Origin of the sequence: Burkholderia ubonensis, from assembly GCF_902833085.1 — a bacterium.
Classification (GTDB): domain Bacteria; phylum Pseudomonadota; class Gammaproteobacteria; order Burkholderiales; family Burkholderiaceae; genus Burkholderia; species Burkholderia ubonensis.
The window spans coordinates 272,794-287,315 of the sequence record NZ_CADFEB010000001.1 but is presented as its reverse complement, the minus strand read 5'-3'; the positions used below and the strand labels follow the sequence as shown (position 1 = coordinate 287,315).

Annotated in this window: 14 protein-coding genes; 9 read left to right on the top strand and 5 right to left on the bottom strand. The window is 68.5% G+C overall.

Annotated elements, in window-relative coordinates; translation table 11 throughout:
• Positions 1–92: 92 nt before the first annotated feature.
• Positions 93–893 carry an alpha/beta fold hydrolase gene (locus HWX31_RS01285; RefSeq protein ID WP_174961230.1) on the top strand — a complete coding sequence of 267 codons (801 nt, stop codon included), beginning with the start codon at positions 93–95 and terminating at the stop codon, positions 891–893.
• A gap of 106 nt (positions 894–999) precedes the next feature.
• A complete protein-coding gene (locus tag HWX31_RS01280) occupies positions 1,000–1,815 on the top strand; it encodes a hypothetical protein (RefSeq protein WP_174961228.1) in 816 nt (271 codons plus the stop codon).
• Positions 1,816–1,923: 108 nt separating this feature from the next.
• Here the strand turns inward: HWX31_RS01280 and HWX31_RS01275 are convergent, their stop codons facing one another.
• Both HWX31_RS01275 and HWX31_RS01270 read right to left on the bottom strand, forming a co-directional pair.
• Complete coding sequence (locus tag HWX31_RS01275) at positions 1,924–2,271, bottom strand: hypothetical protein (protein ID WP_059617830.1); 348 nt, start codon at positions 2,269–2,271, stop codon at positions 1,924–1,926.
• A gap of 194 nt (positions 2,272–2,465) precedes the next feature.
• Positions 2,466–3,068, bottom strand: coding sequence for a TetR/AcrR family transcriptional regulator (locus HWX31_RS01270; RefSeq protein ID WP_174961226.1), 603 nt, complete (start codon positions 3,066–3,068; stop codon positions 2,466–2,468).
• A gap of 96 nt (positions 3,069–3,164) precedes the next feature.
• On the opposite strand from HWX31_RS01270, the gene HWX31_RS01265 reads away from it, so the two are divergent.
• Positions 3,165–4,430 (top strand): glycosyltransferase, encoded by a 1,266-nt coding sequence (locus HWX31_RS01265; RefSeq protein ID WP_174961224.1) that lies wholly within the window; start codon positions 3,165–3,167, stop codon positions 4,428–4,430.
• Here the strand turns inward: HWX31_RS01265 and hutC are convergent.
• From hutC to HWX31_RS01250, 3 genes are all read right to left on the bottom strand, one after another.
• Positions 4,414–5,109, bottom strand: a complete 696-nt coding sequence (gene hutC / locus HWX31_RS01260; RefSeq protein WP_174961222.1) for a histidine utilization repressor — start codon at positions 5,107–5,109, stop codon at positions 4,414–4,416. The two genes, HWX31_RS01265 and hutC, sit on opposite strands and share 17 nt — an antisense overlap.
• A 172-nt stretch (positions 5,110–5,281) precedes the next feature.
• The gene (locus HWX31_RS01255) at positions 5,282–6,406 is read right to left on the bottom strand and encodes a porin (RefSeq protein WP_059658582.1); all 1,125 of its coding nucleotides are present in this window, start codon (positions 6,404–6,406) and stop codon (positions 5,282–5,284) included.
• Positions 6,407–6,518: 112 nt separating this feature from the next.
• A complete protein-coding gene (locus HWX31_RS01250; protein WP_232427379.1) occupies positions 6,519–6,869 on the bottom strand; it encodes a hypothetical protein in 351 nt (116 codons plus the stop codon).
• A 370-nt stretch (positions 6,870–7,239) separates the two neighbouring features.
• Between HWX31_RS01250 and kdpF the strand changes: the two genes are divergently transcribed.
• The 6 genes from kdpF to HWX31_RS01220 all read left to right on the top strand — a co-directional run bounded on the left by kdpF (position 7,240) and on the right by HWX31_RS01220 (position 14,494).
• The gene (gene kdpF / locus HWX31_RS35295; RefSeq protein ID WP_010100205.1) at positions 7,240–7,320 is read left to right on the top strand and encodes a K(+)-transporting ATPase subunit F; all 81 of its coding nucleotides are present in this window, start codon (positions 7,240–7,242) and stop codon (positions 7,318–7,320) included.
• A gap of 139 nt (positions 7,321–7,459) precedes the next feature.
• Positions 7,460–9,163 carry a potassium-transporting ATPase subunit KdpA gene (gene kdpA / locus HWX31_RS01240; protein ID WP_174961220.1) on the top strand — a complete coding sequence of 568 codons (1,704 nt, stop codon included), beginning with the start codon at positions 7,460–7,462 and terminating at the stop codon, positions 9,161–9,163.
• Positions 9,164–9,173: 10 nt separating this feature from the next.
• Positions 9,174–9,872, top strand: a complete 699-nt coding sequence (gene kdpC, locus HWX31_RS01235) for a potassium-transporting ATPase subunit KdpC (RefSeq protein ID WP_174961218.1) — start codon at positions 9,174–9,176, stop codon at positions 9,870–9,872.
• Between the two features lie 82 nt (positions 9,873–9,954).
• Entirely contained in the window at positions 9,955–11,979 is a 2,025-nt protein-coding gene (kdpB, locus tag HWX31_RS01230; protein ID WP_174961330.1) for a potassium-transporting ATPase subunit KdpB, read from the top strand.
• Positions 11,980–12,059: 80 nt separating this feature from the next.
• Complete coding sequence (locus HWX31_RS01225; RefSeq protein ID WP_174961216.1) at positions 12,060–13,763, top strand: DUF4118 domain-containing protein; 1,704 nt, start codon at positions 12,060–12,062, stop codon at positions 13,761–13,763.
• Positions 13,760–14,494, top strand: a complete 735-nt coding sequence (locus HWX31_RS01220) for a response regulator (protein ID WP_174961214.1) — start codon at positions 13,760–13,762, stop codon at positions 14,492–14,494. Before HWX31_RS01225 ends, HWX31_RS01220 begins: the two co-directional genes overlap by 4 nt.
• Positions 14,495–14,522 lie beyond the last annotated feature (28 nt).

Sequence of the window (14,522 nt, the reverse complement as noted above, 5' to 3'; positions counted from 1 at the left end):
AGGCTTGACGCGATGCGCGGCGCCGCGCCAACATGGCCGGCGCCCGACGCGGCCGGATAATGTCGGCCGCTTTTACGCAAACGACAATCGACATGACGCATACCGCACACGACGAGACCTGGATCGAGACGCCGCAAGGGCGTCTCTTCGCGAAACGCTGGCGCGGCGTGCCGGCGGCCGATGCGGCCGCCGGCCCGATCGTGCTGCTGCACGATTCGCTCGGCAGCGTCGGGCTGTGGCGGGACTTTCCGGAGCAGCTTGCGCAGGCGACGCAGCGCGACGTGATCGCGTACGACCGGCTCGGCTTCGGCCGCTCCGATCCGCATCCGGCGCGTTTGACCGTGACGTTCGTGCGCGACGAGGCGGACCACGCCTTTCGCGCGCTGCGCGAGCAGCTCGGTTTCGAGTCGTTCGTCGCGTTCGGCCACAGCGTCGGCGGCGGGATGGCGGTGGGATGCGCGGCGGCTGATCCCGACCGATGCCGCGCGCTCGTGACCGTCGCGGCGCAGGCGTTCGTCGAGGAACGCACGCTGGCGGGCATTCGCGAGAGCGAACGCCAGTTCGCGGAGCCCGGCCAGTTCGACCGTCTCGCGCGCTATCACGGCGACAAGGCCGAATGGGTGCTGCGCGCGTGGGTCGATACGTGGCTGTCGGCGACGTTTCGCGACTGGAGCCTGGACGACGTGCTGCCGCACGTGCGCTGCCCGACGCTGGCGATCCACGGTTCGCAGGACGAATACGGCTCGTCCGTGCACCCGAACCGCATCGCGTCGCGCGTGGCCGGACCGTCGTCCGTGATGATGCTGAAGGAATGCGGGCACGTGCCGCACCGCGAGCGCACGGCCGACGTGCTCGACGCGGTGAAGGATTTCCTCACGCGGCATGGCGTGTGAGCGCCGGGCGGTGTGCCGAATGATGAAGAATGCGAAACGAATCCTCATCGGGGCGGTCGCGATGATGGCGGCCGCTTGCGCACATGCATTCGAGTTCGAGGATGCGGTGCCGCTGACGATCGGCGCGATGCAGCGCAATGCCCGGCCGTCCGATATCGATGTGTCGCTGGACGGACAAACGGTCACGGTGGCCGCGCGCTTGCGCAATGAAACGCATGCGTGGGTGAAGAGCGGGTATTACGCGTACACGCCGTTGTTTCACCGCCTCGGCGCTGGCGAGGAGCATGACGACAAGCGTTTTTCCGGGTTGAAGGTGGCCTTCGACGGAACGGCGATTCCGCTTGTCGCCGAGCGGCGTGCTTTCTTTCTCGGCAAGGACGTGACCGGCGAGGTCCGGGCCGCGGGCCTGGATACGCTGCCGAGCGAAGAGCACGATCCCGCGCAGGTCGCCCGAATCAAGCCGCAACTGGGCATGAAGCTGAACGATGGCCGCGATTGGGAAGGGTTCGTGTCGTACTCCTGGGTCGTTCCGGCGCCGCCTGATTCGACGGGCGTCGTGACGATCCGCTATCAGGCGCTGCCGCAGTTCAGCCTGGAAGAGGTGACGAGTGCGCGCTTTGCCCGTCTGGTCGAGCAGCACTGCGGCGACGCAGCGCGCGTGACGCAAAGGCTGCGCGCGATGGAGGCGGGATCCGGACAGATCCTGGTGCAGCGATACGTCGTGCCCGTTTCCTTCATGAACCGGTCACCGGTCAAGGTGAGCCTGTCGCAGCCGAGCCCCGACTGGATGGGCGGACGACCGTTGCTGTCGCTGGTGTGCGGCCTGACCCCGCGCGACGGCGCGGCGCTTCCCGCGACCGGCGTGATCGACGATGCGGATGCGGCGTTGTCGATCCTGGTGATTTCGAGCCCGGCCCGTTAGCGACGACCCATGGCCGGACCGTCAACCATCACGGCGCTGAAGGAACGCGGGCGCGTGCCGCACCGCTCGGGCGCCTGAGCGCCCGAGCCGGCGGCGGGCAGCGGGCGCTCAGAACGCGAGCTGAATCGCGAGGTCGATCGCGAGCAGCGCGATCGAACACCCGATGCCGAGGACCACGTTCGGCAGCCGGTGCTCGAAATCGCGGTCCTTGCGCATCGCCGCGCCGAGCAGGTACAGCGCTTCGATGACGATCTGCAGGCCGACGAACAGCAGCATCAGCAGGTATTCGTAGCCCATCTCCTTGAAGCCGGCGAAGTGCATCCCGTGATCGCGGATCCACTGGCCGACGCGCAGCAGCTCGTAGACGAACAGCAGCGCGGGGAACAGGTAGCTGACGAAATAGGTCGGCACGCTGGCGTGCCGCAGTTCGAGGTGGAAATGATGCGTGGCGGCCATCACGAATTCCTCCTTGCAAACGGGTTTGCGATCGCGACGGCGACGCGCACCACGCGCATGCAGGGTTTGCCCGGAGCATTGTGCGCAGCCGTACGTCATCAGCATACTGCTGCGCGGCGAATTTGGCATGGTGGTGTGTCGCAACGGCTACGCGGGCTTACGGTTGCCATACATCGGCGGCGACGCCGCGCTGCTTACGCCTTCGCCCCTTCGACAAACAGCCGGGCGACCGCCTGGAATTCGCGCTTCAGCGACAGCTCCGGCACATTCAGCCAGCGCAGCATCGCCGCGAGATACAGGTGATGGAACCACGTCGCGAGCTGATCGGCGCAGAGCGCGCCGTTCAGTTCGCCGGCTTGCTGGCCGGCGACGATCAGCTGTTTCCAGACGAGCGCGATGTCGCTGCCGCTTTCCGCTTCCGCTACGCCGATGCTCAGGAAGCGATGCCGCAGGTACGCGAGCAGATAGACCGGATGCTGCTCGCACCATGCGGCCGACGCGTCGAGCACGCACGCGATTCGCGACGCGAAGGTCTTGCGTCGCGCGACGTCGCGTTGCAGATGCGCGAGATCGCGTTCCAGCTCGCCTTCGAGCCAGTGCGCGAGCACCGCTTCCTTCGTCGGAAAGTGGTTGTACAGCGTGCGCTTCGCGACGTCGGCCTGCGCGGCGATCTGCTCCATCGTGACCGCTTCGTAGCCGTGCGCGTCGAACAGGCGCGCGGCGGTCTCGGCGAGATGCGCGAGCATCTGGATGCGCTTGCGCGCGCGGCGGCCCGGATCGTCGGCGATGGAGGTCATGGCGAAGGTCTTCACGGAAAGTGTACGAATTGCATTAGTATACGGCGTGTAATTTTATGGCGCCAATCCGGCGCGCCGTGAACAAGGGATTCTCGCATGAAGCTCGTCATCGTCACCTACGGCACCGAAGGCGATACGCGCCCGCTCGCGGCGCTCGGCCGTGCGCTGCTCGACGCCGGCCACGAGGTGCGGCTGCTGGCCGATGCCGCGACGCTCGGTTCGGCCGCCGCGCTCTGTGTGCCGTCGGCCGCGCTGTCGGGCGACATCCGCCGCGCGCTCGCACCGGGCGAAGCGTTGTCGGACGCGGTGAGCGGGCGGGGCGGCTTCACCGATACGTCGAAGGCGCTCGCGGCGATCGCGAATGCCAACACCGCCGCATGGATGCGCGAAGTCGCCGATGCGTCCGCGGGCTGCAACGCGATCGTCGTGTCGGGGCTCGCGGCGTTCGTCGGCCTGTCGGTCGCCGAGTATCGCGGCGTTCCCGCGATCGGCGCGGGGCTGATCCCGATCACGCCCACCGCCGGCTTCCCGTCGCCGTTCCTGCCGCCGGACAAGCTGCCGCGCTGGCTCAACCGCGCGAGCCACCGGCTCGTGAATGCGCTGCTGTGGCAGGCGTTCCGGCGCTCGACCAACGCGGCGCGCGCGAGCGTCTGCGGGTTGCCGCCGCGCAAGCGCGTCTGGACCGAACATCCGATGCTGTACGGCGTGTCGCCGGCGCTGCTGTCCGGCCCCGCCGACTGGCCGGACAACGCATGCGCGTGCGGGCAATGGAGCGTCGACGATCCGGCGTGGACGCCGCCGCCGGCGCTCGACGCGTTTCTCGCCGCGGGCGAGCCGCCGGTCTACGTCGGCTTCGGCAGCATGGCGGGTTTCGATCGCGCGTCGCTGACGGATGCGCTGGTGACGGCGCTCGACGGCCGCCGCGCGCTGTTCTATCCGGGATGGAGCGGGATCGACACGTCCGCGCTGCCGAAGCACGTGTTCGTCGTCGGCGACACGCCGCATCGCTGGCTGTTTCCGCGCACGTCGATGGTGATTCATCACGGCGGATCGGGCACCACGCACTCGGCGGCGCGCGCGGGCGTGCCGTCGGTGGTGGTGCCGTTCGCGGGCGACCAGTTCTTCTGGGCGAACCGGCTTCAGCGGCTCGGCGTGGCCGGCGCGCCGGTGGCGGGCAAGCGGTTGCGGGCCGCCGAGCTCGCGCACGGCATCGCGTTTGCGCAGCGCGACGACGTGAAGGCGCGCGCCGCCGAACTGGGGCGGCGCATCGCGCAAGAGCACGGGTTGCGGCGGGCGGTCGCCGCGATCGAGCGATGGGGCGTGAGCGGGCAGGCGCAGGCCCGCGTCAGAAATGCCCGGTGAAGCGGTAGCGGCTGCCCGGATGCCACAGATTGACCGTCGACGCGACGACGCCTTGCGACCACGTGCGCCGATGCAGCATCAGGCACGGCTCGCGCTCGTCCATCATCAGCAGGCGGCGCGTTTCCGCATCGGGCATCGCGGCCTCGATCCGGTATTCGACGCGCTGCAGCGGCGCGACGCGCGTCAGGTACTGGTTCGGCGTCGTCGTCGTGAAGTCCTGCAGCGCGTAGTCGGGCGCGCAGGCCGGATTGACCCAGCGCTCCTCGAGCTGCACGGGCGTGTCGTTCTCGAAGTGCAGCACGCGCGAATGGAAGATCGGCTTGCCGGCGTCGAGCTGCATCTCGTCGGCGAGCTTCGCGTCGGCGATCGTCGCGCCGACCTGCAGCACCTGCGCGCGATAGCCGTGGCCGCGCGCGCCGACTTCGTCCGAGATGCTGCGGATTGCGACGAGCGTCGACTCGTACTTCGGCGTCGCGACGAACGTGCCGGAGCCGCGGGTGCGCGTCAGCACCTGCTCGGCCGTCAGCTCGCGCAGCGCGCGGTTGACGGTCATCCGCGCGACGTTGAATTCGCGCGCGAGTTCGTTCTCCGACGGCACCTGGTCGCCTTCCGCCCATTCGCCGGCGTGGATCCGCGCCAGGATGAAATCCTTGATTTCCTGATAGATCGGTGTGGTCATGGGATCGCAGTTCAAGAAGCGGTGGCCGCCCGCCGCCGAATGCCGGCCCGGCGCGCGCCCGGCGCCGAGTGTACCGGTTTCGCGGACGCACCGGTCCGATTTCCTTGAATGATCCCTGTTTGCGCGACGCGCGTCCATGCGGGATTGCACAGAGCCGCGCGTCCGCGGCCCGTCAGAACCGGTGCCGCATGCCGACGGTCGCCGCGACCTGCGTGTTCGTCGACGACGCGCCCAGCCCGTTGATGCTCGCGAAGCCGAGCGTCGTGCCCGATGCCGCGCCGGACTGGTGCTGGTACACCGTTTCCGCGTACACGTCGGTGCGCTTGCTCAGCGCGTAGTCGGCCATCAGCGTGACCTGATGCCATTTCGGGCGATGGCTGCCGGCGGCGTCGTCGAAGCGGCCGTCGGTGAACGTATAGGCGCCGGCGAACGACACCGCCGAATTCAGCGCATAACGGGCGTTGACTTCGTAGTTGTCGAAGCGCAGCGCGTTCAGCGCGCCCGGCAGCGACGAGGCGCTCGTCCGGTCGAACATCGAATGCGTCCACAGTGCGCCGACCGTCAGCCGCTCGAACGTGTAGCTGCCGCCCGCGCCCATCACGCGCTGGCGGGCCGACGGAAAGTTCGCGTTGTCGTTGGTCGACAGCGCGCCGCCCGTGGTCAGGCCGCCGCGATTGAGCTGCAGGTACGCGGCGCCGAAGTTGACCGGGCCGTTCGCATACGACAGGCCGGCGCTGTATGCGCGGTTGTTCGCAAAGCCGGGCTGGTTGCTGAAGCCGTACAGGCCGGCGAACTGAAACCCGGCGATCGTCGGGCTCGCGTACTTGACCGCATTGTTGATGTAGAACGAATCGTCGACGTTGTCGTTGTCGAACGGGTGCGCGGCAAGGTTGTTGCCGTCGCCGTTGTTCGACATCGCGATCGGGCCGAGATAATCGACGACGGCGTCGTATTGCCGGCCGAGGGTCAGCGTGCCGTAGCGGTCGTCCTGCAGGCCGACGTACGCGCGGCGGCCGAACATCGAATCCTTGTAGGACTGCGTGCCGTTGTTCAGGTTGAATCCGCTCTCGAGCCGGAAGATCGCGTGCAGGCCGCCGCCGAGATCTTCCGCGCCGTTCAGGCCGAACACCGTGTTCGACAGCAGCCCGCTGCCTTGCTGCCAGACGCTCTTGCCCGACTGGTTGTTCACGTACGCGATTCCGGCATCCAGCATCCCGTAGAGGGTGACGCTGCTTTGTGCGTGTGCGGTGACGCTGAGCACGGCGACCGAGAGGGCGCCGACGACTTCTTTTTTCATTGTTTGACTTCCTGGAAAGACCCGTTTCGACGGGCGTGCTACGAATGACGCGCGCGATCGGCGTCGATGGCGCGCGTCTGAATCGGTAAAAGAGGGGGGCGACGCGTGCCGTTCAGCGCCGCGACGGGCGGATCGCGCCCAGTTCGGCCTCGGGCAGCAGCCGGATGATCGACGACATCACCTGCGACACGAGCGACTTCGCAAGCTCGATTTGCAGGCACGCGCGGCCCGTCTGGCGATTGATCTCCGCCGTGTAGATGCTCAGCGCGGGGCCGAGCGCATCGTGCAGCATGCGGCGCGCCGCGGCCAGGTTCCCGGTCTCGACCCGGATCGACAGCAGCACCGGGTAGTCCGAGATGCGCCTGCGCGGCCGCGCCGCGACGCGCGGGCCGGATACGGCCGGCCGCGATGGGAGAACGTGCGGAAGCGTGATCGAAACGGCTTCGGATCTGGGCGATTTCATGCATTCATCCCCGCGCCGCATCACTGCCCGCGTTACGGAGATCCCGTCTGGAACATGGTGCTCATTCTAGGAACGGCGCTGAAGATACGGTGTATAGACTGACGGCGCGCTTGAAAAAATCACATAAAAGCGGCGCGCATCGGCCTGTGGAGAATATGAAATGCACGCCTCGCGTCTTTACAGGTTTTTTACTTCGCGAAAGGAAATTGAACACCGCTTTGATACGCGGATTCCTACACTGTCGCATCCCATTCTCCAGTCGAGCGTGGGGTGGCCGTCGTCCGGCCCGATGCGCCGCCGCAGCGGTGCGGGCCGGCGATATCGATAGTGCCGCGGGTTATCCGGGCAAGCAAAACAAAAGGGGAAAGCGATGTTGTGGATTTCGGGGGGCATTTCGGTCGCGCTCTTCATCTATCTGTTCCATGCGTTGATCAAGCCGGAACGGTATTGATTCGCGCATTGCAACGGAACTTGGAAAAATATCGGTGAACCTTATGAGCGATCTGCTTTTCGTGCTGTTCACGCTCGTGTTCTTCGTGTTGACGGCCGGTTTCATCAACGGCCTGGACAGGATTTGAGCGAGCGTCGACATGTTCAATAACCTTATTCAATTCGTGATCGTGCTGGCGATCATGCTGGCGCTGGTGCCCGTCGTCGGGAAATGGCTGGCGCACGCGTTCACCAGCCCGCGCCACGCGTGGGCCGAGCAGCGCACTTACGCGCTGCTGGGCGTCGACCCGGCCGAGACGATGTCGTGGAAGCGCTATGGGATGGTGCTGCTGCTCAGCAACGCGGGCATGATGCTGCTCGGGTATCTGCTGCTGCGCGTGCAGGACATGCTGCCGTTCGATTCGCTGCAGCGTGCGTCGCAGAGCCCCGATCTCGCGTTCAACACGGCCGCGTCGTTCATCACGAACACCAACTGGCAGGCCTACGCAGGCGAAAGCAGCCTGTCGAACTTCTCGCAGATGGCGGTCATCACGTTCCTGATGACGGTCAGCGCGGCGACCGGCGTCGCCGCCGCGGGCGGCTTCATTCGCGGCCTGAGCCGCAAGGACGCGGCGGACATCGGCAACTACTGGGTGGACTTCACCCGTGTGATCTATCGCGTGCTGCTGCCGCTGTGCTTCGTGATGGCGCTGGTGTACGTATGGCAGGGCATGCCGCAGACGCTGGCGTCGGACGCGTGGGCGACCACGCTCGAAGGGGCGCGCCAGCAGATCGTGACGGGTCCGGTCGCGAGCCTCGAGTCGATCAAGCACATCGGCACCAACGGCGGCGGCTTCTTCAGCATGAACGCCGCGCATCCGTTCGAGAACCCGACGCCGCTCACCAACACGCTGCACATGCTGAGCATGCTGCTGATTCCGTCGGCGCTGACCTATGCGCTCGGCAGCATGATCGGCCGGCGTCGCCAGGGCTGGGTGATCCTCGGCGCGTTCGTCGTGATGTTCGTCGGCTTCCTGGCGGTGATCTACCAGGCCGAGCAGCACGGCAACCCGCTGCTCACGGGGCTGGGCGTCGATCAGGTCATGAGCGCCGACCAGCCGGGCGGCAACATGGAAGGCAAGGAGATGCGCTTCGGCATCGCGCAGACGAGCCTGTTCGCGACCGTCACGACGGCCGCGACGACGGGTTCGGTCGATGCGATGCACGACTCGCTGACGCCGCTCGGGGGGCTCGTGCCGCTCGCGCAGATGATGCTGAACAACGTGTTCGGCGGCGACGGCGTCGGGCTGATCAACCTGTTCACGTTCGCAATCCTGACGGTGTTCCTGGTCGGCATGATGATCGGGCGCACGCCGGAGTTTCTCGGCAAGAAGATCGAGGCCCGCGAAATGAAGCTCGTGATGCTCGCGGTGCTCGCGCATCCGTTCAGCATCCTCGGCTTCACCGCGATCGCCGCGATGATGCACTCGACGATGGACAGTCTCGCCAACCTCGGGCCGCACGGCTTCAGCGAGGTGCTGTACGCGTACACGTCGGGCACCGCCAACAACGGCTCCGCGTTCGCGGGCCTGAACGCGAACACGCCGTTCTTCAACACGACGATCGGCTTCGCGATGCTGATCGGCCGCTATCTGACGCTGCTGCCGATGCTGGCCGTCGCCGGCTGCCTCGCCGCCAAGAAGAGCATTCCGGAGAGCGCCGGCACGCTGTCCACGTCGACGGGCCTGTTCGCCGGCCTGCTGATCTTCGTGATCCTCGTCGTCGGCGGCCTCACGTTCCTGCCGGCGCTCGCGCTGGGCCCGATCGTCGAGCATCTGCTGATGACGAGCGGCCAACTGTTCTGAGGAAATCATCATGTCTCAAAGCAATCGCCACGCGGCGCCGGCCGCCGCGCCGGCCTCCGGGTCGTCGTTCATGGCCGCCGCCGGCGGCCTCGTCAGGCCGGTGATCGCATCGTCGGTGCTGTTCATGCTCGTCACGGGCCTCGCGTATCCGCTGGTCACGACCGGCGTCGCGAACGTGCTGTTTCCGTCGCAGGCGCGCGGCAGCCTGGTCGTGCGCGACGGCGTCACCGTCGGCTCGGCGGTGATCGGGCAGTCGTTCGCGCGGGCCGAGTACTTCCATCCGCGCCCGAGCGCCACGGTCGGCACCGATCCCGCCGATCCGGCGAAGACCGTCGACCAGCCGTACAACGCGGCCGGCAGCGGCGCGAGCAACCAGGGCGCGGCCAGCAAGAAGCTGCTCGCGGACATCGCCGCGCGCGTGCGGGCGTACCGGCAGGAGAACGGGCTCGCGCCCGACGCGCCGGTGCCGGTCGATGCGGTGACGGCGTCCGCGTCCGGGCTCGATCCGGAAATCTCGATCGCGAATGCGCGGCTGCAGGCGGCGCGGGTCGCGAAAGCGCGCGGCATCGCGCCCGACCAGGTGACGGCGCTCGTCGACCGTGTCGCCGCGCCGCGCCAGCTCGCGGTGCTCGGCGAGCCGCGCGTCCGCGTGCTCGAGCTGAACATGGCGCTCGACCGCGCGCTCGGCAAAGCGGCCGGCGCGCGCTAAGGGAAGGCAAAGGAGTCAACTCATGTCTCATATCGAAACCTCGATCAACCAGGCGGCCGCCCCGATCGGCGGCATTGCGCCGATGCGCTGGACCTTGGTGCTGCGCGAGGCGTTCCGGAAGCTCGCGCCGCAGGTGCAGTGGAAGAACCCCGTGATGTTCGTCGTCTACCTCGGCAGCATCGTCACGACGCTGCTGTGGCTGCAGGCGCTGACGGGTTCCGGCGACGCGCCGGCCGGCTTCATTTTCGGCGTCGCGTGCTGGCTGTGGTTCACGGTGCTGTTCGCGAACGCGGCCGAGGCGCTGGCCGAAGGACGCGGCAAGGCGCAGGCCGAGGCGCTGCGTGCGGCGCGCAAGCGCGTCTATGCGAAGGTGCTCGACGAGCCGAAGCGCTATGGCAGTACGACCCATCGCGTGCCGAGCGACGAGCTGGCCGCGGGCAGCATCGTGCTCGTCGAGGCCGGCGACACGATTCCGGCCGACGGCGAAGTGATCGACGGCGTCGCGTCGGTCGACGAATCGGCGATCACCGGCGAATCGGCGCCGGTGATCCGCGAGTCGGGCGGCGATTTCTCGTCGGTGACGGGCGGCACCCGCGTGCTGTCCGACTGGATCATCGTGAAGATCACCGCGAATCCGGGCGAGGCGTTCCTCGACCGCATGATCGCGATGGTCGAGGGTGCGAAGCGCGGCAAGACGCCGAACGAGATCGCGCTGTCGATCCTGCTGGTCGCGCTGACGATCATCTTCCTGCTCGTGTGCGTGACGCTGCTGCCGTTCTCGCAGTTCAGCGTGCTGCTCAATGCGTCCGGCTCGGCCGTGAGCCTGACCGTGCTGATCGCGCTGCTGGTCTGCCTGATTCCGACGACGATCGGCGCGCTGCTGTCGGCGATCGGCATCGCGGGGATGAGCCGCATGATGCGCGCGAACGTGCTGGCCACGTCGGGCCGCGCGATCGAGGCGGCGGGCGACGTCGACGTGCTGCTGCTCGACAAGACCGGCACGATCACGCTCGGCAACCGCGAGGCGGTGCAGTTCCGCCCGGCGTCCGGCGTGGACGAGCGCACGCTCGCGGAAGCCGCGCAGCTGTCGTCGCTCGCGGACGAAACGCCGGAAGGGCGCTCGATCGTCGTGCTCGCGAAGCAGCGGTTCGGCCTGCACGTGCGCGGGGTCGACGGCAGCATCACGGTGCCGTTCAGCGCGCGCACCCGGATGAGCGGGCTCGACATCGGCGATCGCCAGGTGCGCAAGGGCGCGGCGTCCGCGATCCGCGCGCACGTCGACGCGCTCGGCGGCGTGTTTCCGGGCGAGGTCGAAGCGTCGGTCAGCGACATCGCGCGGCGCGGCGGCACGCCGCTCGTGGTCGCCGACGGCAGCCGGGTGCTGGGCACGATCGAGCTGAAGGACATCGTCAAGCACGGCATCAAGGCGCGCTTCGCCGAGCTGCGCAAGGTCGGCGTGAAGACCGTGATGATCACCGGCGACAACCGGCTGACGGCGGCGGCGATCGCGGCGGAAGCGGGCGTCGACGACTATCTCGCGGAAGCGACGCCGGAGGACAAGCTGCGCCTGATTCGCGAGCATCAGGCGAAGGGCCACCTCGTCGCGATGACGGGCGACGGCACCAACGACGCGCCGGCGCTGGCCCAGGCCGACGTGGCGGTGGCGATGCACAGCGGCACGCAGGCGGCCAAGGAAGCGGCCAACATGGTCGATCTGGACAGCAGCCCGACGAAGCTGATGCAGGTGGTCGAGGTCGGCAAGCAGATGATCATGACGCGCGGCGCGCTGACGACGTTCAGCGTGGCGAACGATCTCGCGAAGTACTTCGCGATCATTCCGGCCGCGTTCGTCGCCACCTATCCGGCACTCGGCGCGCTGAACGTGATGCGGCTGCACAGCCCGACGTCGGCGATCCTGTCGGCGGTGATCTTCAATGCGCTGATCATCGTCGCGCTGATCCCGCTCGCGCTGAAGGGCGTGAAGTACCGCGCCGAGCCGGCGGAGAAGCTGCTGTGGCGCAACCTGATGATCTATGGCGTGGGGGGCGTCGTCGCGCCCTTCATCGGCATCAAGCTCATCGACATGCTGCTGACGCCGTTCGTCTGACCGGCGCGGCACGCCGTCCGGCCCCGCGCGCCTGTTCCGGCGCGCGGGGCCGGACGGCATTCGACTTGCGGGAACCGCGTATGAACGTGAACGAAACGCAACGACACACGAACCACCTGCGCGAGATCGCCGCCCGGGAGCCGGCGCGACAGGGCCCCGGCCGATGGCGGGCCATCGTCGACGCGTGCGCAGGCGGCGCCGCCCGGCTCGCGTGGGCCGACCCGGGCGGCGGGCCGGCCCGGCCCGACAGCGGCACGCGCGCGCACGTGCGAACGCGCCTGCACGATCGGGCATCGCCCTATTACGCGCCGCTCGCGTGGGCCACCGTCATCTGCGGACTGGCGACCATCGTGGCGAGCGTGCTGCTGCGCGTGTTCGACCTGTCGAACGTCGTGATGCTGTTCCTGATGACGGTCGTGTTCGTCTCGCTGCGGCTGGGCCGCGTGGCGGGCGCGTGGGCGGCGTTCCTGTGCGTCGGCTGCTTCGACTTCTTCTTCGTCGAGCCGAGATGGTCGTTCGCGGTGTCCGATACGCAATACGTGTTCACGTTCGCGCTGATGCTCGCGGTGGCGCTGGCGATCGGCCAGCTCGCGGCGCGCCTGCGCGCGGAGGCGCGCGCCGCACGGGCGAACGAGAAGCGCTCGGCGACGCTCGCGCGCGTGGCGCGCGACCTTTCCGCGGCGATCGAGACCGAGCAGATCGTGTCGGTGTGCACCGGCACGATCGCGCCGCTGCTCGGCGTGCACGTCGCGCTCGTGCTGCCCGACGCGGACGACCGGCTGCAGATCGCGCGCGACGCGTGGTTCGTCGACCCGTCGGCGGCCCGCTGGACCTACGACCACGCGCAGGCCGCCGGACGCGGCACGCCGACGCTCGACGCAGCGGTGGCGCTCTACCTGCCGCTGAAGGCGCCGATGCGGGTGCGCGGCGTGCTCGCGCTGCTCGCCGACGCGCAGCCGGTCCCGACTGCCCCGGACGACCGGCGCCTGCTCGATGCGCTGTGCTCGTCGATCGCGATGGCGCTGGAGCGCGTGCATTATGTCGGCGTCGCGCAGCACACGATGGTCAGGATGGAAGGCGAGCGGCTGCGCAACGCGCTGCTGGCCGCCGTGTCGCACGACCTGAAGACGCCGCTGACCGCGATCCGCGGGCTGGCCGAGACGCTCGAGCAGCCGGAGCGGCTCGCGCCGGGGCAGCCGGCCGGGCTCGCGCGGGCCATCCGCGATCAGGCCGAGGCGTTGCGCGGCCTCGTCGTGAACCTGCTCGATCTCGCGCGCATGCAGAGCGAAGGCGTGCGGCTGAACCGCGAATGGCACATGCTCGACGAGATCGTCGGCAGCGCGCTCGCGCATTCGGCCTGCGTGCCGGGCGGCCGCGACGTGAAGGCGGACCTGCCGGCCGACCTGCCGCTGATCGACGTCGATGCGCTGCTGGTCGAGCGCGTGCTGATGAACCTGCTCGACAACGCCGCGAAGCACGCGGGCGCCGACGCGTCGGTGGCGGTGCGCGCGTGCGTGTCCGGCGATGCGATGGTCGTGTGCGTCGACGACGACGGCCCCGGCTTCGCCGCACGCGACGCCGAGCGGCTGTTCGAGCCGTTCGAGCGCGGCCGCGAGGCCTCGTCGATCGCCGGCGTGGGCCTCGGGCTCGCGCTGTGCCGGAGCATCGTCAATGCGCACGGCGGGTCGATCCGCGCGGTGCCGCTCGAACCGCACGGCGCGCGTTTCGAGATTCGCCTGCCGTTGGGCGTGCCGCCCGATATCGAACATGAGAGTCGAACATGATCAGATCACGCGTGCTCGTCGTCGAGGACGAGGCCGACATCCGCCGCTTCGTCAGGATGGCGCTGGAACAGGAAGGCATGGACGCCTGCGAGGCGTCGACGGCCAGGGAGGCGCGCATGTATGCGGCGAGCAGCAAGCCCGACCTCGTGATCGTCGACCTCGGGCTGCCCGACGACGACGGCAAGGCGTTCATCCGCGAGCTGCGCGGCTGGTCGACGGTGCCGGTGATCGTGCTGTCCGCGCGGCAGCAGGAAGTGGAAAAGGTCGCCGCGCTCGATGCGGGCGCGGACGATTACCTCGCGAAGCCGTTCGGCGTGCCCGAGCTGCTGGCGCGCGCCCGCGCGCAGCTGCGCCGCGCGGCGGTCGTGTCCACCGACGGGCAGGCGTCGTCGATCGTGCGATTCGGCGGCGTGGTCGTCGACCTCGGCAAGCATGAAGTCGCCCGCGACGGCGAGCCGGTGCACCTGACCCGCCTCGAGTTCCGGCTGCTCGCCGCGCTGATTCGCGGGCGCGGCGGCGTGATCGCCGCGCGGCAGCTGCTCGCGGAGGTCTGGGGCGTTCACGATGCGGACCGCGCGCACTACGTGCGGGTCTACATGACGAACCTGCGGCAGAAGCTCGAGGAGACGCCGGCGACGCCGCGTTACCTGCTCACCGAATTGCAGTTCGGCTACCGGCTGGTCGGGCTGGAGGCCGTCGGCGCCGCGCCGCACGCGGAAACCGGGGCCTGAGCCGCCGCGCGCGGTCGCGTGTGGTATA

Bases quoted from the DNA above. Each gene is read 5' to 3' on its own strand.
- kdpC (WP_174961218.1), top strand. From the start codon at position 9,174: ATGTCTCAAAGCAATCGCCACGCGGCGCCGGCCGCCGCGCCGGCCTCC.
- HWX31_RS01225 (WP_174961216.1), top strand. From the start codon at position 12,060: ATGAACGTGAACGAAACGCAACGACACACGAACCACCTGCGCGAGATC.
- kdpA (WP_174961220.1), top strand. From the start codon at position 7,460: ATGTTCAATAACCTTATTCAATTCGTGATCGTGCTGGCGATCATGCTG.
- HWX31_RS01265 (WP_174961224.1), top strand. From the start codon at position 3,165: ATGAAGCTCGTCATCGTCACCTACGGCACCGAAGGCGATACGCGCCCG.
- kdpF (WP_010100205.1), top strand. From the start codon at position 7,240: ATGTTGTGGATTTCGGGGGGCATTTCGGTCGCGCTCTTCATCTATCTG.
- HWX31_RS01270 (WP_174961226.1), bottom strand. From the start codon at position 3,068: ATGACCTCCATCGCCGACGATCCGGGCCGCCGCGCGCGCAAGCGCATC.
- HWX31_RS01285 (WP_174961230.1), top strand. From the start codon at position 93: ATGACGCATACCGCACACGACGAGACCTGGATCGAGACGCCGCAAGGG.
- HWX31_RS01255 (WP_059658582.1), bottom strand. From the start codon at position 6,406: ATGAAAAAAGAAGTCGTCGGCGCCCTCTCGGTCGCCGTGCTCAGCGTC.
- HWX31_RS01275 (WP_059617830.1), bottom strand. From the start codon at position 2,271: ATGGCCGCCACGCATCATTTCCACCTCGAACTGCGGCACGCCAGCGTG.
- hutC (WP_174961222.1), bottom strand. From the start codon at position 5,109: ATGACCACACCGATCTATCAGGAAATCAAGGATTTCATCCTGGCGCGG.
- kdpB (WP_174961330.1), top strand. From the start codon at position 9,955: ATGCGCTGGACCTTGGTGCTGCGCGAGGCGTTCCGGAAGCTCGCGCCG.
- HWX31_RS01250 (WP_232427379.1), bottom strand. From the start codon at position 6,869: ATGAAATCGCCCAGATCCGAAGCCGTTTCGATCACGCTTCCGCACGTT.
- HWX31_RS01220 (WP_174961214.1), top strand. From the start codon at position 13,760: ATGATCAGATCACGCGTGCTCGTCGTCGAGGACGAGGCCGACATCCGC.